Source organism: Nocardia camponoti, from assembly GCF_014646135.1.
In the GTDB taxonomy this organism is placed as follows: domain Bacteria; phylum Actinomycetota; class Actinomycetes; order Mycobacteriales; family Mycobacteriaceae; genus Nocardia; species Nocardia camponoti.
Genome location: NZ_BMMW01000007.1, coordinates 1 through 26,267, shown reverse-complemented (window position 1 = coordinate 26,267; position 26,267 = coordinate 1). Strand labels below are relative to the sequence as shown.

The 26,267-nt window shown below is 67.0% G+C and carries 28 protein-coding genes and 1 pseudogene; 10 read left to right on the top strand and 19 right to left on the bottom strand.

Annotated features, from left to right (window positions below; genetic code table 11):
* Window positions 1-15 precede the first annotated feature (15 nt).
* The 11 genes from IEX78_RS23060 to IEX78_RS23010 all read right to left on the bottom strand — a co-directional run bounded on the left by IEX78_RS23060 (window position 16) and on the right by IEX78_RS23010 (window position 8,070).
* Window positions 16-681 carry a DUF8175 domain-containg protein gene (locus tag IEX78_RS23060; RefSeq protein WP_188831175.1) on the bottom strand — a complete coding sequence of 222 codons (666 nt, stop codon included), beginning with the start codon at window positions 679-681 and terminating at the stop codon, window positions 16-18.
* A gap of 17 nt (window positions 682-698) precedes the next feature.
* Complete coding sequence (locus IEX78_RS23055) at window positions 699-1,451, bottom strand: DUF8175 domain-containg protein (RefSeq protein ID WP_188831174.1); 753 nt, start codon at window positions 1,449-1,451, stop codon at window positions 699-701.
* A gap of 13 nt (window positions 1,452-1,464) precedes the next feature.
* Window positions 1,465-1,908, bottom strand: a complete 444-nt coding sequence (locus tag IEX78_RS23050; RefSeq protein WP_188831173.1) for a hypothetical protein — start codon at window positions 1,906-1,908, stop codon at window positions 1,465-1,467.
* Complete coding sequence (locus IEX78_RS23045; protein WP_188831172.1) at window positions 1,905-2,219, bottom strand: hypothetical protein; 315 nt, start codon at window positions 2,217-2,219, stop codon at window positions 1,905-1,907. Before IEX78_RS23045 ends, IEX78_RS23050 begins: the two co-directional genes overlap by 4 nt.
* A 25-nt stretch (window positions 2,220-2,244) precedes the next feature.
* Window positions 2,245-2,814 carry a hypothetical protein gene (locus tag IEX78_RS23040; RefSeq protein WP_188831171.1) on the bottom strand — a complete coding sequence of 190 codons (570 nt, stop codon included), beginning with the start codon at window positions 2,812-2,814 and terminating at the stop codon, window positions 2,245-2,247.
* The gene (locus IEX78_RS23035) at window positions 2,811-3,182 is read right to left on the bottom strand and encodes a hypothetical protein (RefSeq protein ID WP_188831170.1); all 372 of its coding nucleotides are present in this window, start codon (window positions 3,180-3,182) and stop codon (window positions 2,811-2,813) included. Before IEX78_RS23035 ends, IEX78_RS23040 begins: the two co-directional genes overlap by 4 nt.
* Window positions 3,179-3,823 (bottom strand): hypothetical protein, encoded by a 645-nt coding sequence (locus tag IEX78_RS23030; RefSeq protein WP_188831169.1) that lies wholly within the window; start codon window positions 3,821-3,823, stop codon window positions 3,179-3,181. The genes IEX78_RS23035 and IEX78_RS23030 overlap by 4 nt, the downstream gene beginning before the upstream one ends.
* On the bottom strand, window positions 3,820-4,161 hold the full coding sequence (locus IEX78_RS23025) for a hypothetical protein (protein ID WP_188831168.1): 342 nt from the start codon (window positions 4,159-4,161) through the stop codon (window positions 3,820-3,822). Before IEX78_RS23025 ends, IEX78_RS23030 begins: the two co-directional genes overlap by 4 nt.
* 32 nt (window positions 4,162-4,193) lie before the next feature.
* Window positions 4,194-5,258: a C40 family peptidase gene (locus tag IEX78_RS24670; RefSeq protein ID WP_188831167.1), complete on the bottom strand. Its 1,065-nt coding sequence runs from the start codon at window positions 5,256-5,258 to the stop codon at window positions 4,194-4,196.
* A gap of 197 nt (window positions 5,259-5,455) precedes the next feature.
* Window positions 5,456-6,763: a cutinase family protein gene (locus tag IEX78_RS23015; RefSeq protein WP_229684270.1), complete on the bottom strand. Its 1,308-nt coding sequence runs from the start codon at window positions 6,761-6,763 to the stop codon at window positions 5,456-5,458.
* On the bottom strand, window positions 6,763-8,070 hold the full coding sequence (locus IEX78_RS23010) for a hypothetical protein (RefSeq protein ID WP_188831165.1): 1,308 nt from the start codon (window positions 8,068-8,070) through the stop codon (window positions 6,763-6,765). The genes IEX78_RS23015 and IEX78_RS23010 overlap by 1 nt, the downstream gene beginning before the upstream one ends.
* 300 nt (window positions 8,071-8,370) lie before the next feature.
* Between IEX78_RS23010 and IEX78_RS23005 the strand changes: the two genes are divergently transcribed.
* From IEX78_RS23005 to IEX78_RS22960, 10 genes are all read left to right on the top strand, one after another.
* Window positions 8,371-8,832 (top strand): helix-turn-helix domain-containing protein, encoded by a 462-nt coding sequence (locus IEX78_RS23005; RefSeq protein WP_188831164.1) that lies wholly within the window; start codon window positions 8,371-8,373, stop codon window positions 8,830-8,832.
* A 427-nt stretch (window positions 8,833-9,259) separates the two neighbouring features.
* Window positions 9,260-9,865: a hypothetical protein gene (locus tag IEX78_RS23000; protein WP_229684269.1), complete on the top strand. Its 606-nt coding sequence runs from the start codon at window positions 9,260-9,262 to the stop codon at window positions 9,863-9,865.
* Complete coding sequence (locus tag IEX78_RS22995; RefSeq protein WP_188831162.1) at window positions 9,855-10,304, top strand: hypothetical protein; 450 nt, start codon at window positions 9,855-9,857, stop codon at window positions 10,302-10,304. Before IEX78_RS23000 ends, IEX78_RS22995 begins: the two co-directional genes overlap by 11 nt.
* 20 nt (window positions 10,305-10,324) lie before the next feature.
* Window positions 10,325-10,837, top strand: coding sequence for a M48 family metalloprotease (locus IEX78_RS22990; protein WP_188831161.1), 513 nt, complete (start codon window positions 10,325-10,327; stop codon window positions 10,835-10,837).
* Window positions 10,834-11,997, top strand: coding sequence for an MAB_1171c family putative transporter (locus tag IEX78_RS22985; protein ID WP_188831160.1), 1,164 nt, complete (start codon window positions 10,834-10,836; stop codon window positions 11,995-11,997). The genes IEX78_RS22990 and IEX78_RS22985 overlap by 4 nt, the downstream gene beginning before the upstream one ends.
* A gap of 13 nt (window positions 11,998-12,010) precedes the next feature.
* Window positions 12,011-13,426, top strand: coding sequence for a cytochrome P450 (locus tag IEX78_RS22980; RefSeq protein WP_188831159.1), 1,416 nt, complete (start codon window positions 12,011-12,013; stop codon window positions 13,424-13,426).
* A complete protein-coding gene (locus tag IEX78_RS22975; RefSeq protein ID WP_188831158.1) occupies window positions 13,423-14,118 on the top strand; it encodes a class I SAM-dependent methyltransferase in 696 nt (231 codons plus the stop codon). The genes IEX78_RS22980 and IEX78_RS22975 overlap by 4 nt, the downstream gene beginning before the upstream one ends.
* A gap of 207 nt (window positions 14,119-14,325) precedes the next feature.
* On the top strand, window positions 14,326-14,550 hold the full coding sequence (locus IEX78_RS22970) for a hypothetical protein (RefSeq protein WP_188831157.1): 225 nt from the start codon (window positions 14,326-14,328) through the stop codon (window positions 14,548-14,550).
* Between the two features lie 174 nt (window positions 14,551-14,724).
* Window positions 14,725-16,824 (top strand): hypothetical protein, encoded by a 2,100-nt coding sequence (locus IEX78_RS22965; RefSeq protein WP_188831156.1) that lies wholly within the window; start codon window positions 14,725-14,727, stop codon window positions 16,822-16,824.
* Between the two features lie 91 nt (window positions 16,825-16,915).
* Window positions 16,916-17,578 carry a hypothetical protein gene (locus tag IEX78_RS22960; RefSeq protein ID WP_188831155.1) on the top strand — a complete coding sequence of 221 codons (663 nt, stop codon included), beginning with the start codon at window positions 16,916-16,918 and terminating at the stop codon, window positions 17,576-17,578.
* Window positions 17,579-17,814: 236 nt separating this feature from the next.
* Here the strand turns inward: IEX78_RS22960 and IEX78_RS22955 are convergent, their stop codons facing one another.
* The 8 genes and pseudogenes from IEX78_RS22955 to IEX78_RS22925 form a co-directional block, all read right to left on the bottom strand.
* A complete protein-coding gene (locus IEX78_RS22955) occupies window positions 17,815-18,882 on the bottom strand; it encodes a hypothetical protein (protein ID WP_188831154.1) in 1,068 nt (355 codons plus the stop codon).
* A 45-nt stretch (window positions 18,883-18,927) separates the two neighbouring features.
* A complete protein-coding gene (locus tag IEX78_RS22950) occupies window positions 18,928-19,155 on the bottom strand; it encodes a 50S ribosomal protein L7ae (protein ID WP_188831153.1) in 228 nt (75 codons plus the stop codon).
* A complete protein-coding gene (locus IEX78_RS22945; protein ID WP_188831152.1) occupies window positions 19,155-20,099 on the bottom strand; it encodes a ParA family protein in 945 nt (314 codons plus the stop codon). Before IEX78_RS22945 ends, IEX78_RS22950 begins: the two co-directional genes overlap by 1 nt.
* 177 nt (window positions 20,100-20,276) lie before the next feature.
* Entirely contained in the window at window positions 20,277-21,362 is a 1,086-nt protein-coding gene (locus tag IEX78_RS22940; RefSeq protein WP_188831151.1) for a ParB/RepB/Spo0J family partition protein, read from the bottom strand.
* A gap of 45 nt (window positions 21,363-21,407) precedes the next feature.
* Window positions 21,408-21,893: pseudogene (locus tag IEX78_RS24905) on the bottom strand (hypothetical protein); the annotation flags it as partial.
* Between the two features lie 456 nt (window positions 21,894-22,349).
* Window positions 22,350-23,285 carry a site-specific integrase gene (locus IEX78_RS22935; RefSeq protein WP_188831150.1) on the bottom strand — a complete coding sequence of 312 codons (936 nt, stop codon included), beginning with the start codon at window positions 23,283-23,285 and terminating at the stop codon, window positions 22,350-22,352.
* A complete protein-coding gene (locus IEX78_RS22930; RefSeq protein WP_188831149.1) occupies window positions 23,282-24,487 on the bottom strand; it encodes a site-specific integrase in 1,206 nt (401 codons plus the stop codon). Before IEX78_RS22930 ends, IEX78_RS22935 begins: the two co-directional genes overlap by 4 nt.
* Window positions 24,488-24,590: 103 nt before the next feature.
* Window positions 24,591-25,844, bottom strand: coding sequence for a hypothetical protein (locus IEX78_RS22925; RefSeq protein ID WP_188831148.1), 1,254 nt, complete (start codon window positions 25,842-25,844; stop codon window positions 24,591-24,593).
* Window positions 25,845-26,267 lie beyond the last annotated feature (423 nt).

The window sequence follows — 26,267 nt, the reverse complement described above, 5'->3', positions numbered from 1 at the left end:
TCATCATCTGCCCTTTCAGAAGGTCGTGTAGCCGGTGATGGTGGTGGCGTTGGGCAGCGGCGGCAGACCGGAGTCGGCCTGGAACTGCCAGTCGCCGTGGTCCCACAGCACCGCGCGGCGCTCGAAGTCGTAGCCGCCGTTCTTGGCGGAGGGGACGGCGAAGTAGATGCGCGCGAAGCTGGGCGAGTAGTACTCGACCCGGAACCCGACCGGAGCCGCGAAAGCCATCGAGAACTGGGTGGCGTCGAAGTTGCGGACCTGAGTGACCGCGTTGCGGATCTGCTGCTGGCCAGCGAGATCAGTGCGCACCTGGGTGTTGAGGATCTGCTCGTAGCGGGCGTCGGTCATCAGCCGGGTCGAGATCTGCCAGGCCGCCAGGACCGCGCCCTGGGGGGTGTGGGCGAAGCCGACCGCGCGCGGGCCATCGGTCCGGGCGGGCCCGTCGGCGCCGAAGGGCAGCCGTACTCCGTTGACCTGCCGCCACTCCAAGCCCTTCGGCGCGGCGACCGGGTCGGGCCCGTCGATGGCCGTCGGCGTCGATGTCGTGGTACCCGCGTCGGATCGCTCGACGATGCGCCAGGCGATCGCGGCGACGACGAGGACCACCACGACCACCACGACCGGCAGCACCCACCGCGGCGTCCGGCGAGGACGATCGTCGAATTCGTTGGTCGTGAACATCAGCGTGTCTCCCCTTGTCAGAGCTTGGTGAAACCGGTCAGGTCGGCGGTGTCGGGATGGGCGTCGGCGCCGAAGGCGTTGGTGTAGCGCCAGTCCCCGTCGACCCAGGTCACGGCCATTCGGGCGACGCGGAAGGAGCCGCCGGGGCGGGGGTAGGCGTAGTAGACGGTGGCCGCGGTGTCGCTGTAGGCGCCGATCTTGAACGCGGCAGGCTGGACAGTGGCGGCCTGTACCGCAGCCGAGTCCAGGCGGGGGTTCGCGGCGCGGGCGGTGAGGATCTTGGCTCGTTCGGCCTCGGGCAGCGCGGTCTGCGCGGCGACCACGCGGGCGTAGTCGGGCGAGTACAGCATCCGCATGCTGATCTGCAGCGCCGCGATGGTCGCGCCCTGCGGGGTGTGGGCGTAGCGGCTGGCGACCGCGCCGTCGATAGCCGTGGGCCCGTCGGAGGCGGTGAACGGCAACGGGACGCCGTCGACGCGCTGCCACGAGATGCCCTGGGGCGCAGCGGTGAGCCAGTCCGGATCGGTCGCGGTGCGCGAGACCGGCACGGGCGCGACGAGCGAACCTTTCGCCGAAGTCGTCGGCGACGGTGTGCCCGAGCCCGACATGACCGAGGATGTGGCACTGGCAGCTTGCCCGCCGCTGGTGTCGGCGTTGTCGCTCACGAAAAGCTGCACCACGAGGGCGCCGGTGACCAGTACCGCTGCTGCGGCGGCAAAGCCGATCCAGCGTCGGTTGTTTTCACGGAATTCGTTGGTGGTCAGTGACATTGGAGTCGGCCTTTCACAGAATGGCGGTCAGGATGGTGGCGGTGCTGCCCGCGAGCACCGTGCCGCCGAGCACGTAGGGCAGCGAGGTCATGGCCTTCTTGGCTGCGTCGGATCGACCGCGGATGCCGATGACGGTCAACGCGGCGCAGATCACGACCCCGAGGACGCCGGCGTAGGCGGCGAAAGTCTGGAGCCAGCCGAGGATCTGGTCGATGAAGGAGTCCAGGTCGGTTGCTGCTCCGGCGGGGTCACCACCGAACTGGTCCCACCGCACCCCACCGGTCTTCGGGTCGCGCACCGGAATCTGTTCGCCGCTGCCCCCACCGCCGGGGCTCTGCGGCGAGAGCTGTCCACTCGGCGCGGCGGGTGTCGTCGGAGGTTGGGCCGTCGCGGGCCCGCCGAGCACGGTGAGCGCGAGCGCGGCCATACCCGAGCCGACGAGCAGGCGGATCTTCATTGGAAGGCCTGGATCAGACCGGCGGAGCCGCCGGTCAGCACGGTGCCCAGAATGACGTAGGGCAGGTGGCCGAGGGCGTTCTTGGCGGTGTCGGAGCGACCGCGAAGGCCCACCGCGAGCATGCTGCCGATCGCCAGAATGCCCAGCACCGACAGGCCGAGGCAGATCATCTTCCCCCAGCCGATGAGGTCGTTCATGAACGTGCCGAGCTTGCCCGGCAGTTCCTTGGCGGGCGGGTCGGGAACGGCCGCCTGGGCGAGGTAGTCGCTGGCGGTGGCGAGGTAGTCGGTGGTGGTGGTGAGCAGGTACATCGTGGATTCCTTTCGTTGGTGCGGGTCAGGAGACCCGCTTGACGGGGCGATGGCTGAGGTCGACGGCCGCGAGCGGCGCCGGATCGGGGTAGGCGGCGACCTCACCGCCGAAAGGGGCGGGGACCGACGAGCTTTCGGTGCTGTGCCGCTCTTGCACGGCCTTGACGACCGCGATGTGGCACTCGAGGGCATCGTTGGCCCAGCGGTGCGCCTTGCGGTCGGGGTGGAAGGCGGCCTCGGCCAGCAGTTCCCAGGGGTTGTCGCTCGCGGCGAGGGGGCTGCACCAGCCCAGCCGAACGACCGGGGTGGACAGGTTCGTCGCGGCCATCTTCAGTCGACGCTCGACGACGGCGGGCCAGTGCCCGGTGCTGTTGGCCACCACGACGAGGATCGGCCGGGTCCGCATCGCCTTGGCGGTCGAGATCGCCCAGTTCACAGCCACCGCGGTAGCGCGGGTGACCAGGACATCGACCTGGCGTGTGCCCTCGGCGTCGACGACGCCGACGTCGACGCCGTCGACGAGGTGGGCAACGGTGGTGGTGCCTACTCCGCCAGCGATGCCGCCGACGATCGGGCGTCGTGTTTGCGTGCTCACAGCCAACCTCCGAATGCGCCCAGGGCGGCGATCGCGACCGCCACGGCCAATGACCCGAACTGTTCGATCCGTGCGCTCACGTGCCGGGCGCGCTCGGCGCCGACGGGCTCGCCGGTGGCGTGCAGGGTGGCTGCGGCCAGTGCCGCACCGGCTGCGGCGCTGAAGGCCAGCAGCTGCACCGTGGCCCAGAACCACACCGTCCCGAATCCGGCCCGCGCGGTGGGCAATTCGGCCAGCAGGGCGAACAGGAGGAACCCGGCCGCCAGCTGCGCCCCGGCGGCGGCGACCAGCACGCCGCAGCGGCGGGTCAGCTTCCAGGTCCCGGTGATCTGCGCGGCGGCGGAGAGCGTTTCGGTGTGGGTGCTCATCGCGTCGCCACCTGCCCTGCGCGCCACGCGCCGTCGATGCGGTGGACCACCACGGCGACGATCAACTGCCGGTCCGGCTTCGGTCCGGTCGCAGTGGTGACGCGCTGCGTGACTTCGAACAGTCGCGACACCGAGATGTCGGTGTCGGTGGGGCCACCGGCTTCGGCGGCCGGACGTACACCGTCGGCGGGCACTGTCAGGCGCGCCGATTGTGCGGTCAGCTCCAGCCAGTCCGCGCCCGGACCCGCGACCGGCGGGTACTGGCGAAGCTGGTCTGCGACAGCGGGTTCCAGCAGTGGCACCGCACGCAACTTCGCGTCGTAGGGCGAGGTGTCACGGGTGGTGTCCCAGCTGAACCAGATCCGCGCGACCGCCGTCGCTACTGCGGCGGGATCGTTGTCGTCGACAGCACCGATCTCCGGCGGCAGAGTGCTCGGCGCCGCCACCGGGGTGGAGGGGACTGTTGCGGGCACCCGCGAGGTGGTCGCGGTCGGGGTGACGAACGTCGTCGTCGTCGACGACGCACCGTCGGCGGGCGTTGACGGTTCGGTGTCGCGGCCCCGGTCGGCGCAGCTGGCGAGGGCCACGGCGACGCAGATCCCCGCCAGCATGGTCAGGCTCCGCCGCGTCCGGGCCGTCATCGCCAAGCTCCTTCGATGCGTCCGAGCGCGACGAGCTCGCTGGCCTGCTCGCGGCTGCGTGCATCGATGGGCAGCACCCAGTCGGCGACCGGGTTCGCGGGAAGTCCGGTCGTGACGAGTTCCACCAAGGTCTGCCAGTCGCTGAACACCGCGCCGTCGGGGCGGATCCAGCGCTGCTCGATCTCGGCGATCTGGTCACGGATACCGGCGTGCACGTCGGTGGGCGCCGAGCCGAGGCTCAGACGCAGTTGGTAGGCCCGCGCGAAATCCGCGCGCATCAGCTGTTCGGGGTAATTGACAGCGTCGGTGTAATAGGTCGGGTCGGTCAGATCGCGCATGTGTGTCTCCTTTTGCTGCAATGTGTGTGCGGTCATCCGAACCGCCTGATATCGATGCCGGAGCCGAGATTGGTCAGTGGCGAGACCTTCACTACATCGCCGGACTGCGGGGCTTCGACGATGTTTCCGCCGCCGACATATATGGCGACGTGTTGCGGGTTTCCGCCGCCCGGGAAAACGACATCACCCGGCTGGATTTGGTCGGCGGAAATCGGCTTTCCGCGCGAATCGTTGAGTTGGTGAACGGTGTAATGCGGCAGCGACAGACTGCGCCCGCTGGCTTGGCCGACGGCGTAGATCACCAATCCCGAGCAGTCGAATCCGGTCTTGTTGTAGTCGCCGAAGCTGTCGGCGACGCCGCCGTCGCGTACGCCTTGGGACGGGCCGTCCATCGTGCCGCCGCCCCAGGCGTAGGGCGTGCCCAGCCAGCACAGCGCGGCCGCGGCCACGTTGGCACCGAATCCGCCGTTGGGCTTGAACTGGCTGCAGTTGGCGATGGACCCGCCGCCACCGGTGCCGACCTGGGTGTACTTAGCCATCTTCGCTTTGACGCCGGGGGCGTAGCCCTCGGTCTCGCCGTTGACGATCGAGGGTCCGCCGTTGGCCAAGACGCAGCCGTAGCCGCAGTTGTAGGCGTTGAGGATGATGTCGATCAGATCGCCGCTGATGCGCCCGCTGGCGATGTCCTTCTTGGCCTGTTCGGCTGTCTGGCAGTCGAAAACGGCCTGGGCCATGATCGCGTCGGGTGGATCGAACGGTGAGATGACGCCGTTGCCGTTGGCGTCGCGGCCGTATGAAGGCCAGGTGTAGGGCATGAACTGGCTCAGTCCCTGCGCGCCCGCCGGCGACACCGCCTCGGGGTTCCATCCCGATTCCTGCTCGATCTGCGCGGCGATCAACGGGGCGCTGACCTCGTCGCAGAGAGTTCCGGCGCGGATGACCCACGCCTCGTACTCGGGTGGCACGGTGCCGGTGGCCAACTGGCCCTGAGCGAAGCTCGGATTGTCTTTGTCGTCTCCAACGAAAACGGTGACGATGAGCACCGGAAAGAGGACGGCCAGCAGCGCCAGCACCGCCCATCTCATCGGCTTGTTCATCGCGTCACTACTCCCCAGAATTGAAAGAATTGGATACAGCTCGGCCCTATGTCGAAATGGCTGGCTATTTTGGATGTGCGGAAACCGTGCCCGGTATCCGTGTGTTGTCCCGAATGGAATCGGGTGAATTTGTTTCCGGTTTCTCGGCCGGGTCGGGCACTCCCATACCTGGCCCGGCCGAGAAATTGATTAGTGCGTCACAATCCGGCTTGGATCTTCGAGGTGAGCCACTTGAGGATCCACTCGGTGGCGGTGTCGCCGTTGCCGTCGACCTTGTAGTTGCCGTAGGAGCGGTGAGCATCCAGCAGCAGGTAGGACGCGGCCTGGCTGACCTGGGTGATGAGCTCGTCGGGCTTGGTCAAGCTGACCAGCGCGTCGAACTCCGGCATGTTCACGACCTTGGCGATGTCGTCGAGCATCGTGGAGTTGAACACGACCTCGGCGAGTTCGATCGGCAGCGTTGCAGGGTTGACCGATGCCGCGACCGTCAGCTTCGTCAGCTGGGTGATGGTCGAGGAGACGGCCTTCTGGATCGTCGCCGGATCGGCGGATGCGACGTTGCGCAGCAGCTCGACTCCCCGCCCGATCAGGTAGTCGGGCAGGTCTTCGGGGGTGAGGTTGAGCAGCGGCACCACCGCGGCGACGACCTTGGACTTGCCTGACAGTGAGCACACGGTGTCGTTCTCGGCGCACATGGTGACCACTCGCTCGGCGAGGACACCCATGCCGCCGTCACGTTCGCCCAGCACACCCTGGCCCTCGACGTTCGGCCCGACCATGGTCTCGGCGACCGAGGACAGCTTGCTCGTGGAGGCCCGCGAGGAGGACTGCGTCGACGAGCTCGACGAGCCCGAGGTCGTCTCGGCAGCGCTGGCCGAGCGGCGGGGATCCGACAGCAGTGCCCCGGCCAGGACCCGTGACGGGTCGATGACGCCCTTGCGGTTGCCGACCGCCGAGAGGAAGTCGCCCGCGATCAGCGCGCCCTGCGAGTAGCCCATGGGCACGAACTTCGTCAGCGGGCAGGCCTCGGCCAGTTCCTTGGCCCTGGCCTCCAGCGCGTCCAACCCATTCTCGCGGGACTGCTTGAGCGTCAACGGGTTTCCGGTCACCATTCCGGCGATCGGGCCGCCGACCTGCGCGACGTAGGGGATCTGCTCGGCGCGAACGGTGGTGCCCTTGTTCGCCTTCGGCGCCGCGCTCGGCTTGGCGCTGGTGGCCCCCGCCGGACGGTTGGCCGTCGGCGTCGCGGCATCGGCGGGCGGCGGGGCACCGGTGGCCATCTGCACCAGCGGGTTGGCGATCATGCCGAGCATTCCCGGCACGGTGTTGCGGTCCGCGCCCGCGTTGGTCTCCCAGGTGCCGGGGACTGCCAGCACCACCACGTCGGCGCAGTCGGTGCTCGCCGGGGGTGTCTCGGGATCGGCGAAGGCGGGCACCGCGGTGACGGCGGCGAGCAGGCCCGCCACTGACAGCGCGGTAGCCAGCTTCACGGTGGTGGCGGCCATCACCGGATCACCCCTTGCACGACGGCCAGGCCGTTGTTCACCGCGTCGGTGAGGGCACCGAACTCGTTGTGCTCGAACGGCTTCTGCTCGCTGACCACGTCGATGACCGCTTCGGTGACCTCGGCCGTGGCCGGGTTGGTGGCTGCGGCGTCCACGAAGTCGCTCGCGGCCTGGGTGACGGTGGCGTCGATCTGCTCGTGGCCCTCGGTGGCCTGCCAGGTCGCCACGGCCTGCTCGCCGAAATCGGCGGCCGCTTCCACAACCTCGTTGCCACCGGGCTGAGCCTCCACCCACTCTGTGGCTTGCTCGGCGGTGGTGACGGTGTTGTCGATCGTGGCTTCGACCTGATCGTGGACGGTCGGCGGCTGGGGTGCCGGGCCGAGATCCTGATCGCCGGTGCCGGAACCGATGGCCGCACCAACGACTGCACCCGCGGCGGCGGCGGGGATGCCCACGGCCGCTCCACCAGCCAGGCAGCCAGCAGCCGCGCCGCCCGCCGCGCCGACACCGGCGCCGATCGCCGCACCCGGCAACGCCCCGGCGCCGGGCACGGTGGCCGCACCGATCGCAGCACCGGCCAGGCCGCCACCGACGGCGCCGACCGCGCCGCCGACGAGGCCGACGGGAATGCAACCGACCGCGAATCCCGCCGCGCCGGCGCTCGCGCCACCGAGGACGGCGAACATCGTCATCCGCTCCGAGCGCTCCGGGCTGACACCCATGCTGCGCAGGAACACATCCGATTCGTGCTGGGCGCTGGCCAAGTGGCCGTTGACCTTCCAGTTCACATCCTGCGGAAGCGGCGAGTCGATGGAGAACTCACCCAGGCCCAGCTTGGTCGCTGCCGGAGAGACGAACACCTTCGGAACTTCCTCGGGCGCAAGCGGAGTCGGCGCGTGCAGACCCTGCAACTCCTCGCCGAGGCTGGGAGCAGGCGTGGCCGGGGCCACGGGCGCCGACGGCGCGCTCTGCCCGCCCCCGGAGCGCGGGTACTGCGGGGTGGTCTGCGGTGCGACCGGCGGCGCCGGGCGCGTCTGCGGGGCAGGCTGGGGCGCGCGGTACTGCTCGGGGTTGTAGCTGCGCGGCTCGGGGACCAGCCCGCCCAGCGGGCTCTGCTCGGCCGGACGTGGCGGCTGCACAGGCGCAACCGGTTCGGGCTGAACCGGCTGGGGCGGCGTGGTCTGGGGGCCGGTGACGCCGGGCTGGTCGGCCGGTCCGGTGACGCCGGGCTGCTCCGACGGAGCGGGAGCGGCGTAGGCCACTCCGGTTGCGGTCAATAGGACAGCGGCGGCAGCAGGTGCTGCCACGGCGACCCTCCAAAGAGATACCGTTGACATGCAGGACTCCTAGTTTCTGCAATGCGCCGGGCGCGGTTGCAGCCGCGGTCCGGAGCGATCTGGCCTCCTCCCTGTTTGCAGCAGGGGGGAGGCCCCTTCAATTGTCAGATCACTGCGGGGTGTGACGAGTCGTCACGTGTCGAGTCGAACCAGGTACATCCCCTCACTCTGCAATGATACGTTATTCCCATCCGATAATCACATACCTTGATCAACTTAGCCAGGGGGTGCGGCACAGTGTCTACCGATGGACCAGCGCGGACGGATGCGATGACCAGGAGGGTCACGCGGGGCTTTGACCCTGCGCGGCTTCGTCGCGCGCGCGAAGAGAATCCGAACCCCGCTCTGCGGACCCGCGCCGAGGTCGCGAGACTGGCGGACATCGGCGGCGCCACACTGCAGCACTGGGAGAACGGCACCAAGTCGCCGCAGGTCGACAAGCTCGCGCAGGTCTGTCGGGCACTCGGTGTCTCGATAGAGGATGTCGTCGACATTCCTGACGATGAGATGCGACTCGGCGACTGGCGAGTGCGGCGCGGCTTGCTGCTGCCCGAGGTGGCCCGGCGTGCCGAACTCAGCATCTCCCATGTCGCGCGACTCGAGGCGGGTCAGGTCGTCAGCTTGCCGGTGGCGACGGCCGAGCGGCTGGCGGCAGCGCTCGAGATCGCCGTCCCTGAGGTCCAAGCCGCCTACGAACGAGGTCGTGCGCGCAATCCCGGCGAGCCTGCCTGACTCGCCCTTCCGGGCCCCCGTGGCCGGAGTGGTCGATGTTGCGTTCATGTTGGACCCCCTCCTTGTGCTGTGTCGACGTCGATCCCGTCGGCGTTCGATCGCGTGTGCCGCTCACAGCATCAGCCCTCTGGCTCGCCCTCGGAACCGTCCGGACCCCGCGTTCCACCGCCGTTTCACCGAACATTCGACTGGTCTGCTACCTGCGTCGATCGTCCGCTCTTCGAGGAGCCTAGTTCGCTGATCGGTTGCGAGCAAGAATATACGACTTAAAAATGAGAAAAGAATCGGCAACGATGAGGAGGTTTGCGGTCAGGGTTGCTGTGTTTTCAGGAAAGTATCGCTACACTTTCCAGCCATGGGGACCTCTGGACATCCCGAGTTCTTCGGCCAAGTGGGCCAGGCGAGGCGCAACAGCCTCAACCTGTCGATGGCCGAGTTGTTCGACCGTGGCGGGCCCACGGTCCCAACAACGGTGCGCGCGGAGAAGGGGCAACTGCTCAACCCCAAGAAGACGACCTTCGACAAGTTCGACCGCGGCCTCGACTGGGTCGAGGGATCAGCTGCCCGCTTGTACTGGGACGCCGAACTGCCCGAGCCGCTCGCTACCCCACGCGGCTCGGCGCGACCGATCCGCTTCGCCGAGCCCACCGTCGAGGTACCGCTCGAGCGTTTGCACACGCTGCTCGACATTCAGCGCGACCTCAATGAAGTTGTGCTGTCGGACGACCCGATTTCATCGGAGCAGGTACGAGCGGTCGCGGCGCGACTCGATCAGGAAGTCAGCTTCCTGTTCGGAAGATGGGCGACCGATATGCTGGAGCGCAATCGCACCGAAGGACACGTGCACCCGGGCATCGAGGGGATCTTCGCCGAGGCGCTGTCCGGACCTGTTTCCGCCGACGATCCGAACGCGGAAGAGCGTCTGTACCGGCGTTGGCTGGTGGGGGGTCGTTCGGCTGCGGATCTCGATGAAGATCTCTACCGCAGGTTCGAACAGAGGTACCAGCAGCGAGGTGGTGAAGATGATCGATGAAACACGCCCAGCGCTCGATGCGCGGGTGACTCAGCTCTTTGCTACCTTCCATGGTCGCGGTGAACCCCAGCAGTCCGACGAACACGTCGCTCAGGCTGTGAGCGCACGGCTCGGCCGCGCTGTCGATTCCGAGCAGATCACCGCGCTGCGATCGAGCGCCGACGCCAACGAGGCTGATCCACAGTTGCTTGTTGCGCTCGCCGAACACTTCCAGGTCCCTGCCACGTACCTGCTCGGTGACGACGGGGCCGTGGTCACGATCGACCGGGAACTTCGGTTGCTCGCGGCAGCTCGAGATGCCGGAGTCCGGCGTCTCGAGTTACGAGGCACCGAGATCAGCGTCGAAGAGCTGATCGCGCAACTGCAACGGCTCGCCGACGGCGAACCGCCGAGCAGCGGCGACGAACCTGAGGATCGACCGGACGCGCCGATCCACTGACCACGAGAAGGGGGCTAGCAGTGACCGAGCTGAACGAGCAGTTCCAGGAGTTGATCCGGGTCGTCCCGATCCCCTATCCCTGGGACACCGTCGCCTACGTCGAGCGGGTGGCGGAGTATCGCGGCAGACCGATCACGTTGTGCCCCATCGAACCCGGGTCGCTGTCGGGAACCGGGTGCGGCACCGGCAGCGGCGTGTGGATTGCCCGCCAGCACGACGACGTCATTATGTACGGAGCCGACACCGCCTGGCACGCCGACCACATCATCGCTCACGAGCTCGGCCACATGCTGCTTGGCCACGGCCACGACGGCGCCGAGGAGACCCCCGACACCAGCGACTTGCCGCTGCGCGCGCTGATGCCGTCACTGTCCGCCGAGGCGATCATGAGTGTGCTGCGTCGGCGCGACTACAGCACCGAGCGCGAGCGCGACGCCGAGACCTTCGCCGACATGCTGCTCGTGGAGGCCACGCTGCCCCGCCGGCGGCCCAGCCCATTCCGATCCACTTTCTTCCGGGCCCGGCACCGATGACCTCCCCGATCCCTGGCCTCCTGGCCTGGCCCGCGCTCGCGCTGGTGACGGTCGTCCTTCTCGGACGTTGGTGGCTGCTCAGCGACAGCGAGGGCGACCGCCTCATCGACCGCGCCCTGACAGCCGCCCTCGTCGGCCTGCTGCTGAGGGAACGGCTCGTCGAGCAGATGCTGGTCGACATCCTGCCGTTCCCCGACTCCGACGTCGTCAACGTCGCCCGCCAACTCTCCTTCGGCGGCATTCTGCTCTGCGTCGCCGCCATCTACGGACTCGCGCAGCTGTGGGCTGGCGCCGATCCCACCATGACCAGGCAGCGCCAACGGCGCTACGACCTGGTCGCGTTGGCCTCGACCACGGTGATCCTGATCGCCGGAACGCCCGCGCGCCGCGCCGACGAACTCATCGACCAGACCCTCGGCTGGCCTGCGGTCGTGGCGTGGGTAGCCTTCTACCTGCCGATCGGCGCGATCGCATTCCTTGTCGGACGCATCAGCATCCGCGAACTACGTGGCGCGGACGAGACGACGACCTGGCGCGAGCGGATCTTGTGCCTCGGCGTGCTCGGTATCGCTGCACTCATCGGACTCGACGCGCTGGCCACTCCGGTGATCACCGCGCTCGAAGTACATGCTGGGCAGCCTTCTTCCGATCCGGAGATGATCACCAAGGCCTGGACGTTCTTCATCGCGACGGTGTGGGCGACCTCGGTCGTCGCGGTCCCACTGATGGCCACGGTGTTGACGCGCTCTGGCTGGGACCGCACCGGCCGAGCGTGCCGCCAGCTGCACCCCCTCTGGCAAGACCTCACCGCCGCGGTCCCCGAGATCGTCTTGCCGCTTCCCGCCGGGCGGGTCGAACCAGCGACCCGGCTGCACCGGCTGATCGTCGAGATCCGCGACAGCTTGATGTTCCTCAAGCGATACGGCGTCGACGACACCGTCGCTCAGGACCCCGCGACGTATGCCCGTGCCATCGCCGCCGCGATCGCCGCCAAGTCCGCCGGCCAACCACCCGCCGCCGACACCGCCGCCAGCCGCGCCGTCCAGCCTGGTTCCCGTGATCTGGCCGCCGAACTCAATCAGCTTGTGGCCCTGGCCAAAGCGTGGTCGCGCACTCCGCGCGATACCACGGCCCCGACCCTGACGTACTCGCGCCGATAAGGAGTCAGCACCCATGGCAGTTCGTACGACCCCGGCCTCTACCCCGCCACCTCTGCCCCACCCACGGTGGCGGCTCCCGCTGCTCGGCGACCTTCTCACGATGAACCCGATCAAGCCGACCCAGACCTCGATGCGCGACGCACAACAGCTCGGGCCCATCTTCGAGCGGCTGATCGTCAACTGGCCGATGATTGTGGTGACCGGCGCGGACTTGATCGCCGAGGTCAACGACGAGACCAACTGGACCAAACACGTCGGGGTCGTGTTCAAAAAGATCAGGCCGGTGGCGCGAGACGGTCTCTTCACCGCCTACAACCACGAGCCGAACTGGGCTAAGGCCCACAACATCCTGGCCCCAGCCTTCACCAAGGACGCGATGCGCGGCTACCACGCCACGATGTCGCAGGTTGTCGACGAGCTGGTCGACCACTGGACGCAGCACGCTGACCGCGGCGTCGACGTCGCCGAGGACATGAACAAGCTGACCTTGGAAATCATCTCCCGAGCCGGGTTCGACTACACCTTCGACTCCTTTGCCAGCAGCAGCTCCGACCCGTTCGTCGAGGCCATGCTGCGCGGGATGACCTACATCAACCGCAACGCCAACTTGCCACCGCTGCTTCAGAAGACGCTGGGGCGCAGCGCCGCCGCCCAGCACAAACGCGACATTGCCTACATGCACAAGGTCGTCGATGAGGTGATCGCCGCCCGGCGAGCCAGCGGCACCCTCGGCCAGCATGGCGACCTTCTCGACCGCATGCTCACCGTGCCCGACCCGGACACCGGCGAACAGCTCGACCTGGTCAACGTGCGCAACCAGATCCTCACCTTCATGGTCGCCGGACACGAAACCTCCGCCGGCGTCCTGGCTTTCGCCCTCTACGAGCTGACCCGCCGCCCGCACCTTCTCGAGAAGGCCCGCGCAGAAGTCGACGAGCGATTCGGCAGCGGCGACAGCCCCGACATCGCGTTCGACGACGTCGCCAAACTGCGCTACCTGCGCCGCGTCGTCGACGAGACACTGCGCCTGTGGCCCATCGCGCCTGGGTACTTCCGCGAAGCCCGCCACGACGGCATCACCATCGGCGACGGCTACCGATTCGACCGCGGCGACTGGGTCTTCGTGCTCACGCTGCAGGCCCAGCGCGACAAGGCCACCTGGGGCCCGACTGCTGAGGGATTCGACCCCGACCGCTGGCTGCCCGAGCAGCTGCGCGCACTCCCCCAGAACCGCGTCTACAAGCCCTTCGGCACCGGCACCCGCGCGTGCATCGGACGCCAGTTCGCCCAGCACGAAATCGTCCTCTCGCTCGCGCGGATCCTGCTCGCGTTCGATCTCGCCCCCGAACCCGACTACCAACTCGATGTCGCCGAACAGATCACCCTCAAGCCGGCCGGGTTCCGCCTACGGCCCACGCCCAGACGATGATCCAGGAACTCGCGATGGACACAGACCGCGCCGCGCGCTACGCCGTGGCGCCCTACACCAGCCCCTTCCTGGCGATCTACGACCTCTGGGTCATCCGGCTGTCCAACAGTTTCGCCTGGCGCTGCGCCGCCGAAACGATGCTCAGCCTCTACGACGAACACCTCGGCCGCCGTCACCTCGAAGTCGGACCTGGATCGGGCTGGTACCTGGCCAACACCACCGCAGCCAGCGAGCAAATCACTCTGATGGACCTCAATCCCACCCCGATGGAGTTCACCAGTCGCCGCCTCGCCGACCGCGACACCACCGTGGACACAGTGATCGGCAGCGTACTCGAGCCCGTCCCCGCATCTGCCGGAACACAGTACGACTCGATCGGGATGAACTTCGTCCTGCACTGCGCACCGGGCGGGCTTGACGACAAGGGCATCGCGTTCACCCACCTCGGTCGTATCCTCGCCGATGACGGTGTGCTGTTCGGATCCACGATCCTCAACCGCCGGCCCCGAACCCGATTCGGGCGCGCACTCTCCTTCGCCTACCGCCGCATCGGCGCGTTCAACAACGACGCCGACGACCGAGCCGGACTTGAGCGGGCGTTGCGTGAGTCCTTCCGCCACTTCCAGATCGCCGAAGTCGGTGACGTGACCCTGTTCCGCGCCCGCCGACCACGACGGGAGGTCCAGCCGTGAATACCGTCGCGACCAGGCACAACACGAAACCTGCACTGCCTAGGGCACCTACCGTCCAGTTGCCAATTCGCCGACTAATGTATCTAATGGTTCTAGTTGGCGCCGATGCGGACAAGGAGGTGCAGGAAACCGATGCCCCGAACTTTGGACCCAGGGTTTCGCGTGTCGCCTAGCCTCCTGAATGACACGCATGTAAGGATGGTCGCCATGGCACGTCAGAGCGGAAAACCCGGACCCGACCCGCAATTCGAGCTGGTCGCGAAGAGGCTGTGGCTGTCGCAAACTGCGAAGACCAAGCTCGACGAGATCGCGAAAGAGCGTGGGCTCAGCGCAGGGCGCTTCGTGACCGCGCTGCTTGCGCGGGAAGTGGGCGTCCCAGAACAGGAACTGCTGCGGGACTTGAACCAGGAGGTACTGCGAGAGTCCGCGTAAGACCCAACCGCCGAGACCGGCGATAACTACAACTCAATAGACCCGAAAGTGCCCCAAAAAGACCAATGACCCCCGGCTTGGCAGAGCCGAGAGTCATCAATCTAAGTCTTGGGGACGAGCTGCGAACTCGTCCCCGTTGGTGCACCCTCAGCAACCCGTAGAGAAGGACCTCTCTTGCTGAAGGAACCTGAGGTCGAGGATACAACACGCCCTTTTTCCGGCGCTACCGGATCGAGCCGTGTCGACCATTCCGAGACCCACTCTCCTGACATCACCAGCGCATCTGCGCTGCTCGAGCCCCCGATCGGGTTCGACGACCGCGACACGGCTCACCGCCTGTGGCGCGAACTGGCCCCACGCCTTGCCGGGCGCCACTGGATGCGGCTGTACGCCTCCGAAACCGGCAAGTACGACGACGAGGGGCGCCTGTTCTGGGGCCGTCTGCCCGACCGACCCGCCGCCGTGATGACACACGACCGCGCCGAGCGCGTCTGGGTGCTGTTCTTCGACTTCGATCCCCCGAAATCCGGCCCACTCGCCGACCGTCGCGCCGCCATCGCCCGCGATGTCGACCGCCTCACGTCCTGGCTCACGATCGTCGGCGGCCGCTGGTTCGCCGACGCGAGCCCCCGCGGCGGCGTCCACGTCTACGTCCCGCTCCAGGACTCGGTCTCCCAGCGCACAATTCGGCCGCTGTATCGCGAACTGTGCGAGCAACTGCCGACGTTGGACGCCCAGCCGATGCTCAACCCCGGCCAGGGATGTATCACCATCCCCGGATCACGCTGCAAGGGAGGCGGATTCCGCACCCTGCTCTGCGAGCTCGACGACGCCCTCCACGTCATCGAACACCGCTCCGCACCGGGTCTCGTCGGAAAGCTCCGCGCGGCCGCGACGCCCGAACTCTTCTTGAGCAGCCGACTCAGCGAGCCGGAACAACAGGATCACGACCGCGCGACCGGCCCCGCCCTCGACGCCCTTGTCGTCGACGCCGACTACTCCGTGGACCCGGCGCCGACCCGTAAGCCGGTGCCCTGGTGGGTTCCAGACTTCTGCGCGCACGGCACCATGGCGCCACACCACAAGTCCCCCAGCGAGTCCCGCCAGGCGACCTTGTACCACTACGCCTCACGCGGCTGGTCGCTGAACGACATTCGCGCGACCCGCCAGTCCCCGCCCTGGGCCGCGTTCTGGGCGGCCTACACCAGCCGCCGCGACGCACAGCACCGGCTCGGCGTCGAGTGGAACAAGGCCATCGCCCACGCTCGCGGCCGAGCCGCGGCGAAGATCGCAGGAAAATCGTCTCACTCCGCGCATAAACCCGAGCAACTACACACAGGGGGGATGTCTGCACTCCGACCGATTCGCTGGAAACTCGCGGCCGCACGAAAGTGGATTCTCGAAAGTGGTGAATTCACAGGCAAACAGACCTTCTCCGCGTTGGCCGTCGTCACTGCTCTCGCCTATGCGATCTCCCTCAGCGGACGAGGAAACGCTGCGGTGGGAGGTCGCTGGCTGGCAGTGGCAGCCGGGGTACTCGGCGACGACACAACCCGGACAGTTCTGCAGAAACTGATCCGCACGGACGGCTCACCTGTTCGCCTCGTAGAAGCCTGGTCGGCACGCACACACGCCGGCGACCGGCTAACCCTGGTCGAACCCCAGATCGGTGGAAAACCCGTGCGAGCGGCCGAATGGGAGGCCTTTGCCGCCAAACCTGAGCCAGTCCATCAAGTGTGGGGTGAACTCGGTCTGTCCGCCTGGTGGGTACACACGATCCTGACCGCGATCGAACCCTCCCCTGGCGCCTCGATCGGCTCCCGTGCGCTCGCCGCCGCGGCGCGGGTGAGCGCCGCGACTGTCACCCGTGCCACCGCTACCCTGGCCGCCGAAGGCATGGTCGACCACGGACACGGCTGGATCTCCCGGACACCGCGCACCCCCCAGAATATCCCGCTGATCAGCGCACAAGCAGATCAACGGCGCAACGACCGAATCTCTCGGCATCAGCGCGAACGCAGTGAGTTCTGGGGGTTCTGGGACATGGTCCTGGACAACTGGACAGCCCGCGAACTGTCCGGCTACGTCAACGCTTCGGCAGTGGCCGCCGACCACGACGACTACATGGAATCCGTGGCTCCCGGTGCCCGCTCAGCCTGCGCAGAACCCGCCGCGCCGCCCGACACCGGGCCCGAAGACCCCGGCGATCCGGACGAACTCGCGCTGGCGCTGCTGATGAGCGAGCTCGGCGCAGCCCTCATCGAGGAGGACTGAGCGATGTCATTGAGGCTGCCTTGGCCCCAAGCTCGGTCTCAGCCGATTGCTCCCCGTCGAGCAGTAATCGCTCGTGTGCCAGGATGTTCCGATGTCAGCTGAACGTTCGCACCCCGGACTGGATCGGGCGTACGCGAACACCGCCGGCCCCGTGGCCTACCTCGACGAGACGTTCCAGCGCCCTGGTGCTGGTTTGCCCGCGTTCTACGTGTTCACGGCCGTACTAGTCGACCGCGCAGAGATGGTCGATCTGCGGTTTCGGCTGCGCGAGATTGCCGGAGGAACCTTCTGGCATACAACCGACGAGCTTCTGACCGGTGACGGCTGGAAGAAGACACTGGCGATGCTCGAGTACCTCGGGCAAGGCACCGAACTGTGCCTACTCGCCCACGAGCACCAGGTGAACGAAACCGACACCGATGTCGAGCAAGCCCGGCGCGCGTGCCTGCGAGGCCTGCTGTCGGCGCTGTCGTCCGGCGGCCCCAGTTGGCCGCGTGTCGATCTCGCAGTCTTCGAGGAACGCACTCCGCGCAACCGCGCGAATTTTGACCGCAAGCACGTCGCCGACCTTCGCCGAGAGGGGAAGATCCACCGCGGAATGCAGGTGCAGATGGTCTCCCCCAAGTTCGAGCACCTGCTGTGGTTGCCGGACTTGGTCTCCTCGGCTTTTCGGAAGTCCATTACCGGCCGCGGTGATCAGAATCTGGTGGAGCCGATCCGGGCCCGTATGCACTTCGTCGATCCGGTCACCTGACCCCAGATACAGAGCAGCCCCTGGGGGCCGTAGCTGACACCAGGGGCCAGACCGTCTGTCAGGGCCGAAGCCCCGAGGGATGGTTCTTTGCTTGTCCAGATTAACACGGAAACCGTGCGTATTCATCCATGGTCTCCACCACATTCTGTCGTTCGAGAAGCGCCGCACCGTTCCGTCGAACCCGCCGGAGAGTCGGCATTGGGCAGGAATTCTTGGGTGCCAAGAATGCAGCCGAATTACGTCACTGTGACAGTGAAAGCGTCAGCGTGCTCGTCAACCAGCCGTCCTGCTTGATCGATCACCTCGACTACGTCGGCCGTGTGCAGATTGAGTTGATTGGCGATCGCGTCGACGCTCTCACCCGACTCGTAGGTCGTCAGGATCGTCTCTACGATTTCGACGACGCGAACTCGATCAGGCATGTAGTGGTTGGAGTAGCCCACCTTGTCCACGATCTCCTCGGCCAGTCGGCGCAAGTCGAGGTGCGCCATCGGCGCCGACTCCGAGTTGGCGCCCGCCGGCGCCGAGGAACCCTCCACGGCCGCTCGCTCGGGAAGGACCGCCTCCTGAGCTTCGGCAGTCGCGACACGACTGTCCGCCTCCGCCAAGATGAGCGAATAGCGCTGCGCGATCCAGCCATGGAGCCACATTCCGGCACCCACCATGACCGGTGCGGCAGAGAACTGCGCGGCGGTCCCCCACTCCCCCGCGGCCAGATGTGGACCGACGTTGAGGCCGACGGTGACGGCCATGAGCCCGATCTCGAATCGGACCATCTTTCCCCGGTCGAGGTCAACACCCCACAACGAAGCCGACGTGGCTACCAGCATCAGTGCCACAACGAAGCCGCTAATCACTACTTCGACCGCGAACGACAACCACCACAGTGGGTCAGTTGGCGACATGCCCGCGGCGAGATTGCTCTGCACATTAACCGCCGACCAAGCGAGCGCAGCACACACCAACACGACAAGCCCTCGCGAGGTCCACATCGCGCGCCGGTAGGTCTGCAGGCGACGCAACTCCACGCTGGCTAGACGTTCCATCGACCGACGTGTCTGCTCCTCGCGGCGGACCGCCCGCCGAGCCCGGCGCAACGCCCGCACCTCTTCAAGCTCCGCGGCGAGCGCATCACGGCGGTAGGCCCGACGGATCCGCCGGGCGTTCTGCGCTTCCCTGCGCATCTCCAACTTTGACCGCTGTTGCAGCAACACCGGGTCGGTCTGAAGTGGCACGAGCTCGGCTGCGGTACGCACCTGATCGCGCAACATCTCGGCCGGATTCACTTGCTGTTTGGTCACCATCGCAGTCCCCTGCTCCGTGGTCGAATGGACGTGATGCGCCGTGCATCACTCATTGGTTGGTCGGCCGGCTTTCAAAGGGCGGGACTCGCCCACGATCGCCCGGCCCGCGTTGTAGACGCGCTCGATCTCGGCAATTTTGGCGGTGAACGCTTCACGGGTGAATCGAGCCATTGAATAGCTCGGGTTGCCCGCATCGCGGACGATGAGGACCGCCTTCCGCGCTCGCTCAAGCAGTGCTCGTGGGACGTTGACCGTCGATTGCCGCTCCGCCATCACTGAACCCGCGCCGGGAACAGGCCACGAGCAATTTGGAAGTCGACGACAGCGTCGTAGTCGGCCACGACGTCGCGGGTCTCGGCTGGGCGGTAGTGCGGGAAAGGCACTCGGGCGGTGAACGCATGATCGACGTGGGTCGTCCGCCGGACAGGAGGCGTGACACCTCCGATCAACGCATCCCCATATGCGTCCGTCAGGTCGTCCAGCATCGGCCGGTACCCACTCGCGACCCGGAAGTGATACTGGCGCTCGTCTTGCTCGGCCTTGCTCACCGCTCCGCCCTGGACGGGGATGATGCACGGAACGATGCTCAGCAACTCGACCGAACGATTGTAGGTCTCGCCATACTCGCTCAGCTCCTCGATCAAGTCCGGCACGCCCTCGACTTCCTTGCCAGCCGGTTTGGCGCACGTGATGATCCCCGATGCGCCCGGCCGGTCATCGTCTTCTGCGGTAGTCGCCAACGCCGCGACGGGGTGCAGTGGAGAGGCGACCCCGCCGCAGTCGATCAACCGCACATCCGGAAGTTCGTCATCAGCGCGCTGGTCGAGATCGGCGATCATCGCCCGTCGTAGGCGGTTGACGTTGGCGGGCTTACGAGGGATGTCCACGCTCATCTCCGACAACGCCTTGCGGTAGGTAGGCACGATAGTGAGGTTCTTGATTTCCTCGTAGACCTCGGCGCCAGTTTCGGGATCCAGCCCCTTGAGTACGCGCGCAGGGAGCGCGGTCTCCGCGATCGTCTTGGCCCCCGTCATCACCTCGACGATCGAGTTGCCCTCGTAGTAGGGGTAGCCGAACACCGTCGAAGCGTTGGCCTGCATGTCGAAGTCGTAGACCTCGACCTTGTATCCGCGTCGGACGAGTCCGCACGCTGTGGCGATCAGAGTGGTCGTCTTCCCTGTCGAACCCGCGAGGTTCATGAAGGCGTAGGTGGGCATGATCGGGCTCCTATGCGGCGATCTTCGTCAGTGATGCACCGTGCATCACCGCGTTGGACAGGTGGAGTTCATTGGTGATGCACGGTGCATCAGCGGCAGTCGTTTGGGCGCTCCGGCTTATGGAATCGCGGGTGATGCACCGTGCATCAGTCCTGCGCGACTGCCCTAGTGGATTCATCATTCGCCGCTCCCGATACCCCGAAGCTGAGCGGCCTCCCACTCAGTCGGCGTGTATCCCTCATCGGCCAGCAGGGTCAAGTACGCGCGCTCGCCCCCGTCCCAGACATGCGCCTTGTCGGAGGCGCGAAGTTCAGCAGCGGCCAGCGAGACTGCCCACACGGCACGGTTCCGCGCCTTGAGGTCGACGCCTTGCTCCAGCTCGGATTGCCAGGCTTCTACGGTCGCCGCGTCGAGGCCGTCATTGGCTGTAGCCCAGTCGAAGGCGAGCTTCCACGCGCGCGAGTTGTCGGTGGCTCGAATGCGGAAGCGGAACTGATCGATCAGCCAGGCGCCGAGCTTGTCGCGACCTACGCCCCGGCTCGCGACCTTCGCGACAGCCACCCTCCTCAGTCTCTGTGCCTCCGCGCGCAACTTGACATCGTTTCCGCTCGACCGCTGCGGATTGCCTTTGGGGTCATTGTTCCCGGCCGGGGTACGACCATCAGTAGCTTCGCTCGTTTCGCCAGTGGCGCGCTCAGGTACGGCGGTGGAGTAGTAGGCGAGGTTGCCGGTGTCAGGGTCTATGGCGGCAAGTAGCGCGTCGGTATCAGCCTCCGCGGGATCGGCGATCCGGTGTGCTTCCGGATCAGAGTCGAAGCGCTCGGCGGGATCGGCGATCACCTCGATTCCAGCAGCTGCCGCGGTCGCGCGAGCCTCGCGTTCGGCGACGATCCTCGACACTGCGCGAGTCGGCGTCATCCCGTGCTCGGTGACCAATGCGAGCACCTTGCGCTGCGTTTCCGCCCGCTCATCGGTGTCCTGTTCGGGGGCCACGCTCTTCTGCCATGAACGTGCTGGTCCCCAGGGCAAGTCGGTGGCCACCTCGACGGCCACGTTCATCGTGAGCTTCTTGGTTCGGACGGCCTCTTGCGCTTCGGGAACCAGGAAAAGCAGCCGCATGTGGCGGCTCACGGTGGCCTGGTCGACGCCCAGTCGCTCACCAATGCTGCGCTGTCCCAGGCCCAGTTCGGTGCTGTACGTAGCGAACTGGTGAGCCAAAGCGATGGGGTTGAGGTCCTCGCGGCCCCAGTTCTCCATCGTCATTCGATCGAGGTCACCGGCCCCAACCAGGATCGAATCGTCGACAATCGCTGGCACAAGCTCCACCGACGCCGCAGCTGCCGCCGCGCACCGTCGGTGGCCGTAGATGATTACATACTCACACTCGGGGGCCAACGTACTGGCGAGGTTTGGGTGAGCCTCTACGAAAGCTGCGCGGGTGACCACAAGGCAGGGGATCTGAACGCCTTGCTCCCGAACAGACTTCAGCAGGACCTTCCACTGCGTTGACTCAGGCTGAGGCGCGGAGCGCTCCGGGTCGTTGTGCGGATGAGGCGCCAATCGACTGACCGGCAACTGGGCGATGGAAACACCTTCAGCGGCAGCGCGGTCAGCGATTGACGCTAGAGCCTTGACCAGTCCTCCAGTCTGCGGGGGGATCTCATCATGCTGAGCGCCGGAGATCTCGGCCTCGTAAGCCTTGGGCTTGAGGCCGGTTCCGCCCGGGCGACCCAAGATGCGACTCTGAAAGCCGGGCTTTTGCAGCCTTTTGCCAGTGGAACCGGGTGTCGTCATACTTGCGCCTCCCAAATACATGTATTCCCTGTATTGATCACCATACTCGAGGCGCAGTCGAAATGGAACTCAATTGGCGCGACACACCGGGAGGGTGAGTGAGAGTAGGTGGTGGCAGTGATGCACGGTGCATCACTGCGGGGAGCGGCCGAAAGTGCCTATCGCTCAACGAAGTGTGGAGACGAGGCGGCCCGACCGTCTCGAAGCATGGTATCGCTGGAACAGCGATCTGTGAATGGCGTACGAGGTCCGGACTGATGGTCGGGAGTTTGGCGGCGCCGAGGTAGCACCTCCGACGGGTGCCGATCAGCCCCCTCGCTGATCACGGCGAAGACGGCCCACGTGTCGAGTGATGCACCGTGCATCACCCCCCGACCGGCGGGGAGATCGAGGCTTCGTGTGCATGCTCGAACTATTGGCTCAAGTCCGGTGCCACGCTGAAGGCGCGCTAAGAATCTACTCCCAGCCGAGCTCGGTCATGACCTGGCGAATGCGCAAATCGAACTGTAGCTCAGCAGCTTCCAGTTCTTGATCGATCGCGGCGAACGCATCCACGGCTGCGCGGCGAGCGGCTACACCGTGGGCGTGCGTGTCGGGTAGCCGTGGGGGCTCGGGTTCGGGCGGCGGGGAGCTGGCGATCGGGATGCGGCACCGCGCTTGGTGAGCAGGGGATCGCCCCTCGAGGTGGTTCGTGATGATCGCCCGGACCGAGCTCGGGGCAAGATGCGTTGGAGGGAAGGGTGTTTGACCATCGCGATCGATGGCAACGAACAGCGGCGCGGACGGAGTCGACGGTGACCGGCTGCCCGGCCTCATGATCCCGGTCGTCAGCCACTCCCGCACCGGGATCATGCTCGCGCCGATCAACGAGGTGGCCGTTAGCCACCGGTCGATGATCGCGACCGGGCACCGGTCAGGGTCATCACGCTCATCGAGGACCGCCAGCGGTTGAGGGCCGACCATCACACAATCGGAGGCGATGACGATGTCGCTGTGGCGCAGCGCGGCGATGGTCGAGTGGGGGAGACCCGCGGCCGCGAGGACAAGGATCGCGGCGTCACGGCGACCGAACAAGCCCTGCGGCCAGCCCCACTCCGGCAGGGTCGCGACCACCTCATCGACCCGATCTCGTTGTGCGCGATGGCGCGCCGTGGTCCACGCGGCCTTGACCGCGGCGGCGCGGCCGGGCGGTGGGTAGCCGGCGGCGCGGTGGTGGTGGTTGATCGCCGACACCCAGCCGCGCTTGGTGCTCGTCGACCCTGCGTGTGCGGCGAGGTAGGCCATGATCGCCAGCGGGTCGGCCGGGCACGCGTCGTAGCCGCGTGCGGTCGCCCAGTCCGTCCAGCGCGCCCAGTCGTACCCGTAGCGGGCCAGCGCCCTCTCGGTGGTCACAGCAGTGGCAGGGAGTTGACGGCGTTGTCGACCAGGGGAGCGTTCTCGCGCTGGTACCGGCGCACCATCGCTTCGCTCTTGTGTCGGGTCTGGCGCATGATCTGCCGCTCGTTGGCTCCGGCCCGCAGTGCGGCGGTGACGAACCCGGCGCGCAGCGAGTGGCCGCTGAACTTCTTGATCTCGGCGGTGGTGTAGCCGAGCGTGGTGAGGTGGCGGCGCAGGATGTCGGTCAACGACTCCGCGTCCAGTGCCATCGGGCGAACGTTGCCGTGGCGGTCGATCGGCCGGAACGCCGAGCACCGATCGGGAAGCACAGCGGTGGGGGGACGCAGGCAGATGTGGTGGGGGAGACCGGCATCGGTCTCGGACTCGATGAGCAGCCCGACAGCGCCGCGGCCGCCGTCGTGGTGGGCGTGCAGGACCGCGCGCCAGCGCAGCCACGCACACGGGGGACACACCGTCGGGTCGGTGGCGCGGGGGACCGCGACGGTGACCGCTTCCTCCTGGCTGCCTTTGGTCCGGCCGAGGATCAGGTGCAGTCCATCGTGCCGGTGCCAGACGATGTCATTGCCGTCGGCCGCGCACAGTTCATCCGAGCGCAGAGCGCCGACGAACCCGATCAGGATGAGGGCGGCGTCGCGGCGCGCGGCGAGCCGTCGAGCGAGAGTATGGCCGGAGGAGGCGGCGCCGACCAGAGCGCGGATCTCATCGGAGAGAAGGGGATCGGCCCCACGAGGCCGACGCAGACCGGCGGCGGCGTACAGGCGCCGGATGCCGGAGAGGGTGTCGGAGACGACCGCGGCGCTACACGGTGAGCCATGTCCGGCGGCGCGGTGCTCGTGTGCGATCGCCGCTGTCCAGCGGGCGAGGGTGTCGGGGGAGTAGGCCGGGTTCCCGTCGGGCCCAACGGTGCTCGCGGCATCGGTGAGGTAGTCGGCGACCGTGTGCGGGTGGGCCGGGAGTGCACGCTGCTTGGCTTTCGCGCACCAGCGTTCGAATCGACCGAAGTCGATCGCGTAGCCCGCGCGTGTGTTCGGCGCCTTCGCGGCCGCGGTGGCGAGCGCGATGCGTTGTTGAGCAGCCGTAGACAGCTGCGGTGCGAGATCAGTTGTGCTGGAGGTGGGTTCGGCGTCCGTCGCCCGGTCGGCGACCGTCGCGCGGGTTTCGACGAGTGGTGTGTCCGGCTGGTCGGCAGCGCCCATGGGGCGAGTATGCCGGACAGGGCCGACACTTTCGACGTAGCCGAGGGGCCGCAGGAACGCGGACCCCGCGCCGGTCTGGTGACCGGTGCGGGGCGCTGGCGTCCTAGGCGGCGAGCCGAGTTCGGATCTCCTGGAGCTGGTCGGCTTCGAGTGCGAACCAGCCGATGCGGATGGCGAGGGTGAGGAAGGCCTCGACCCCGAATGCGAGCCGGGCGATGCCTTCCTTCTCGGCAGGGTCGCCGCTGTCGGCGTGCTTGAGCCGTTCGAGCTGGAACCGCATCTCGACGACCGCGGTCGCGGCCGCATCGTGGAACGGCGAGGGCTCGTCGACGATGCGGCCGCCGTAGATGAAGCACAAGGCCGTTGCTCGTTTGGTCGGCAGCAGTTCGTTGGCCGGGTCGTCGTTCTTCCGGTAGGTCAGATCCTTGAGTTTGCGGCCGGGGGAGCGCTCGATCCAGCCCATGACGATTTCGTTGGGGAAGGCCTGGCGCATGAGCCGGTCGATCAGCTCGGTCAGTGAGCACGCGGCTTGGGAGACGCCGTCGACGGAGGTCTCCATTGCCTGCCGGGCGCCGATGAGCTTGTTGCTCAGCCGGGTGCTCATCTCGTTGAGCAGGGTCCGGGTCGGACCGGCGGCCAGGGTGCGCAGGTCGGCGATGAGCTGGCTCAGGTCGCCGGCGGTCTCGACCGGTCGCGAGTCCATCGCGCGCAGATCGAAGTCGACCTCGATCAGACCGGTGAGTACCGAGTCGAGCGCGAGCAGCCCCCGCACGACCGAGGTCGCGCCGTCGCCGCTTTGCCCGAGCAGCGTGCGGACCTTCTTCTCTGGCACGTAGGCCATGAGGTCGTCGAACGCCACGGCGAAGGGCTGGATCTTTTCGTTGAGCCAGCGCAGCAGCGCGGTGACCGCGGCCGCATCGGCGCGGTAAGCCTTGGCCAGCCGGTCGTAGCGGGCGGCGCCGAGGAACCGCTTCGCGAACAGCTGCCAGCCGTTATCGGTCAGGCGCTTGCCCCAGCGGTCCACCTCGAGCTCCGGCATGGCGGTCAAGCGCTGGAGGAACTCGTCGAGCTCCTCCGTCGCGTCGAGGGGGGCCGTCACCTCCTCGAGCCAGTCGAACCGCTCCGAGAGCGGCCGTGGGTCGCTGTCGTCGACGACGACGTGCGCGACGGCCACGACGACATCGAGAAGCAGCAGGATCGAGGGCCCGAGTCCGATCACCCGAAGCTGATCAGGGGGAAGCGTTTCCAGCTCCCGCACCAACCGCGAGCGCGGCATCGCGGCGAAGGTCGTGGCCGGCGATGGCGCCGACGTCGTGGCCAGGTTCTGCGAGGGAGGGTCGTCCCGTTCGCTCGTCATCGTGTTCTTGCTCCGATCCGGCGGTGGTCGCCGAAGTAGTGGAACCGGGTACGCCGAGGAGAGGCGCCTGTCGCCGGAAAGCAAGAACTGAGCAAAGGATCACCGTGGTTCAACGCGCCGCGTTAACCCAGGTGACGTAACATCGGGGTGGTCCTACCAAGACACCTCGAGGCCCTGCCGGTTCCGATTCCCGGCTAGGGCCTCGGCGTTTTCCAGGGGTTTTCCTATGGTTCGCTGGACCGCCCTGGCGATCCACCTCATAGTCTAGATGTTGTGTCCGACAGATGGGAACAACACAAGGTGTTGCGAGTCGCACGGATGTAATTCCGACTTACAGCGACCCCGCCGCTACCGAATCCGGCCCGAAAAACACCCTCCCACCGCACCCTCGCGCGCGAGGGGGTTTCTCACACACAATTTTTT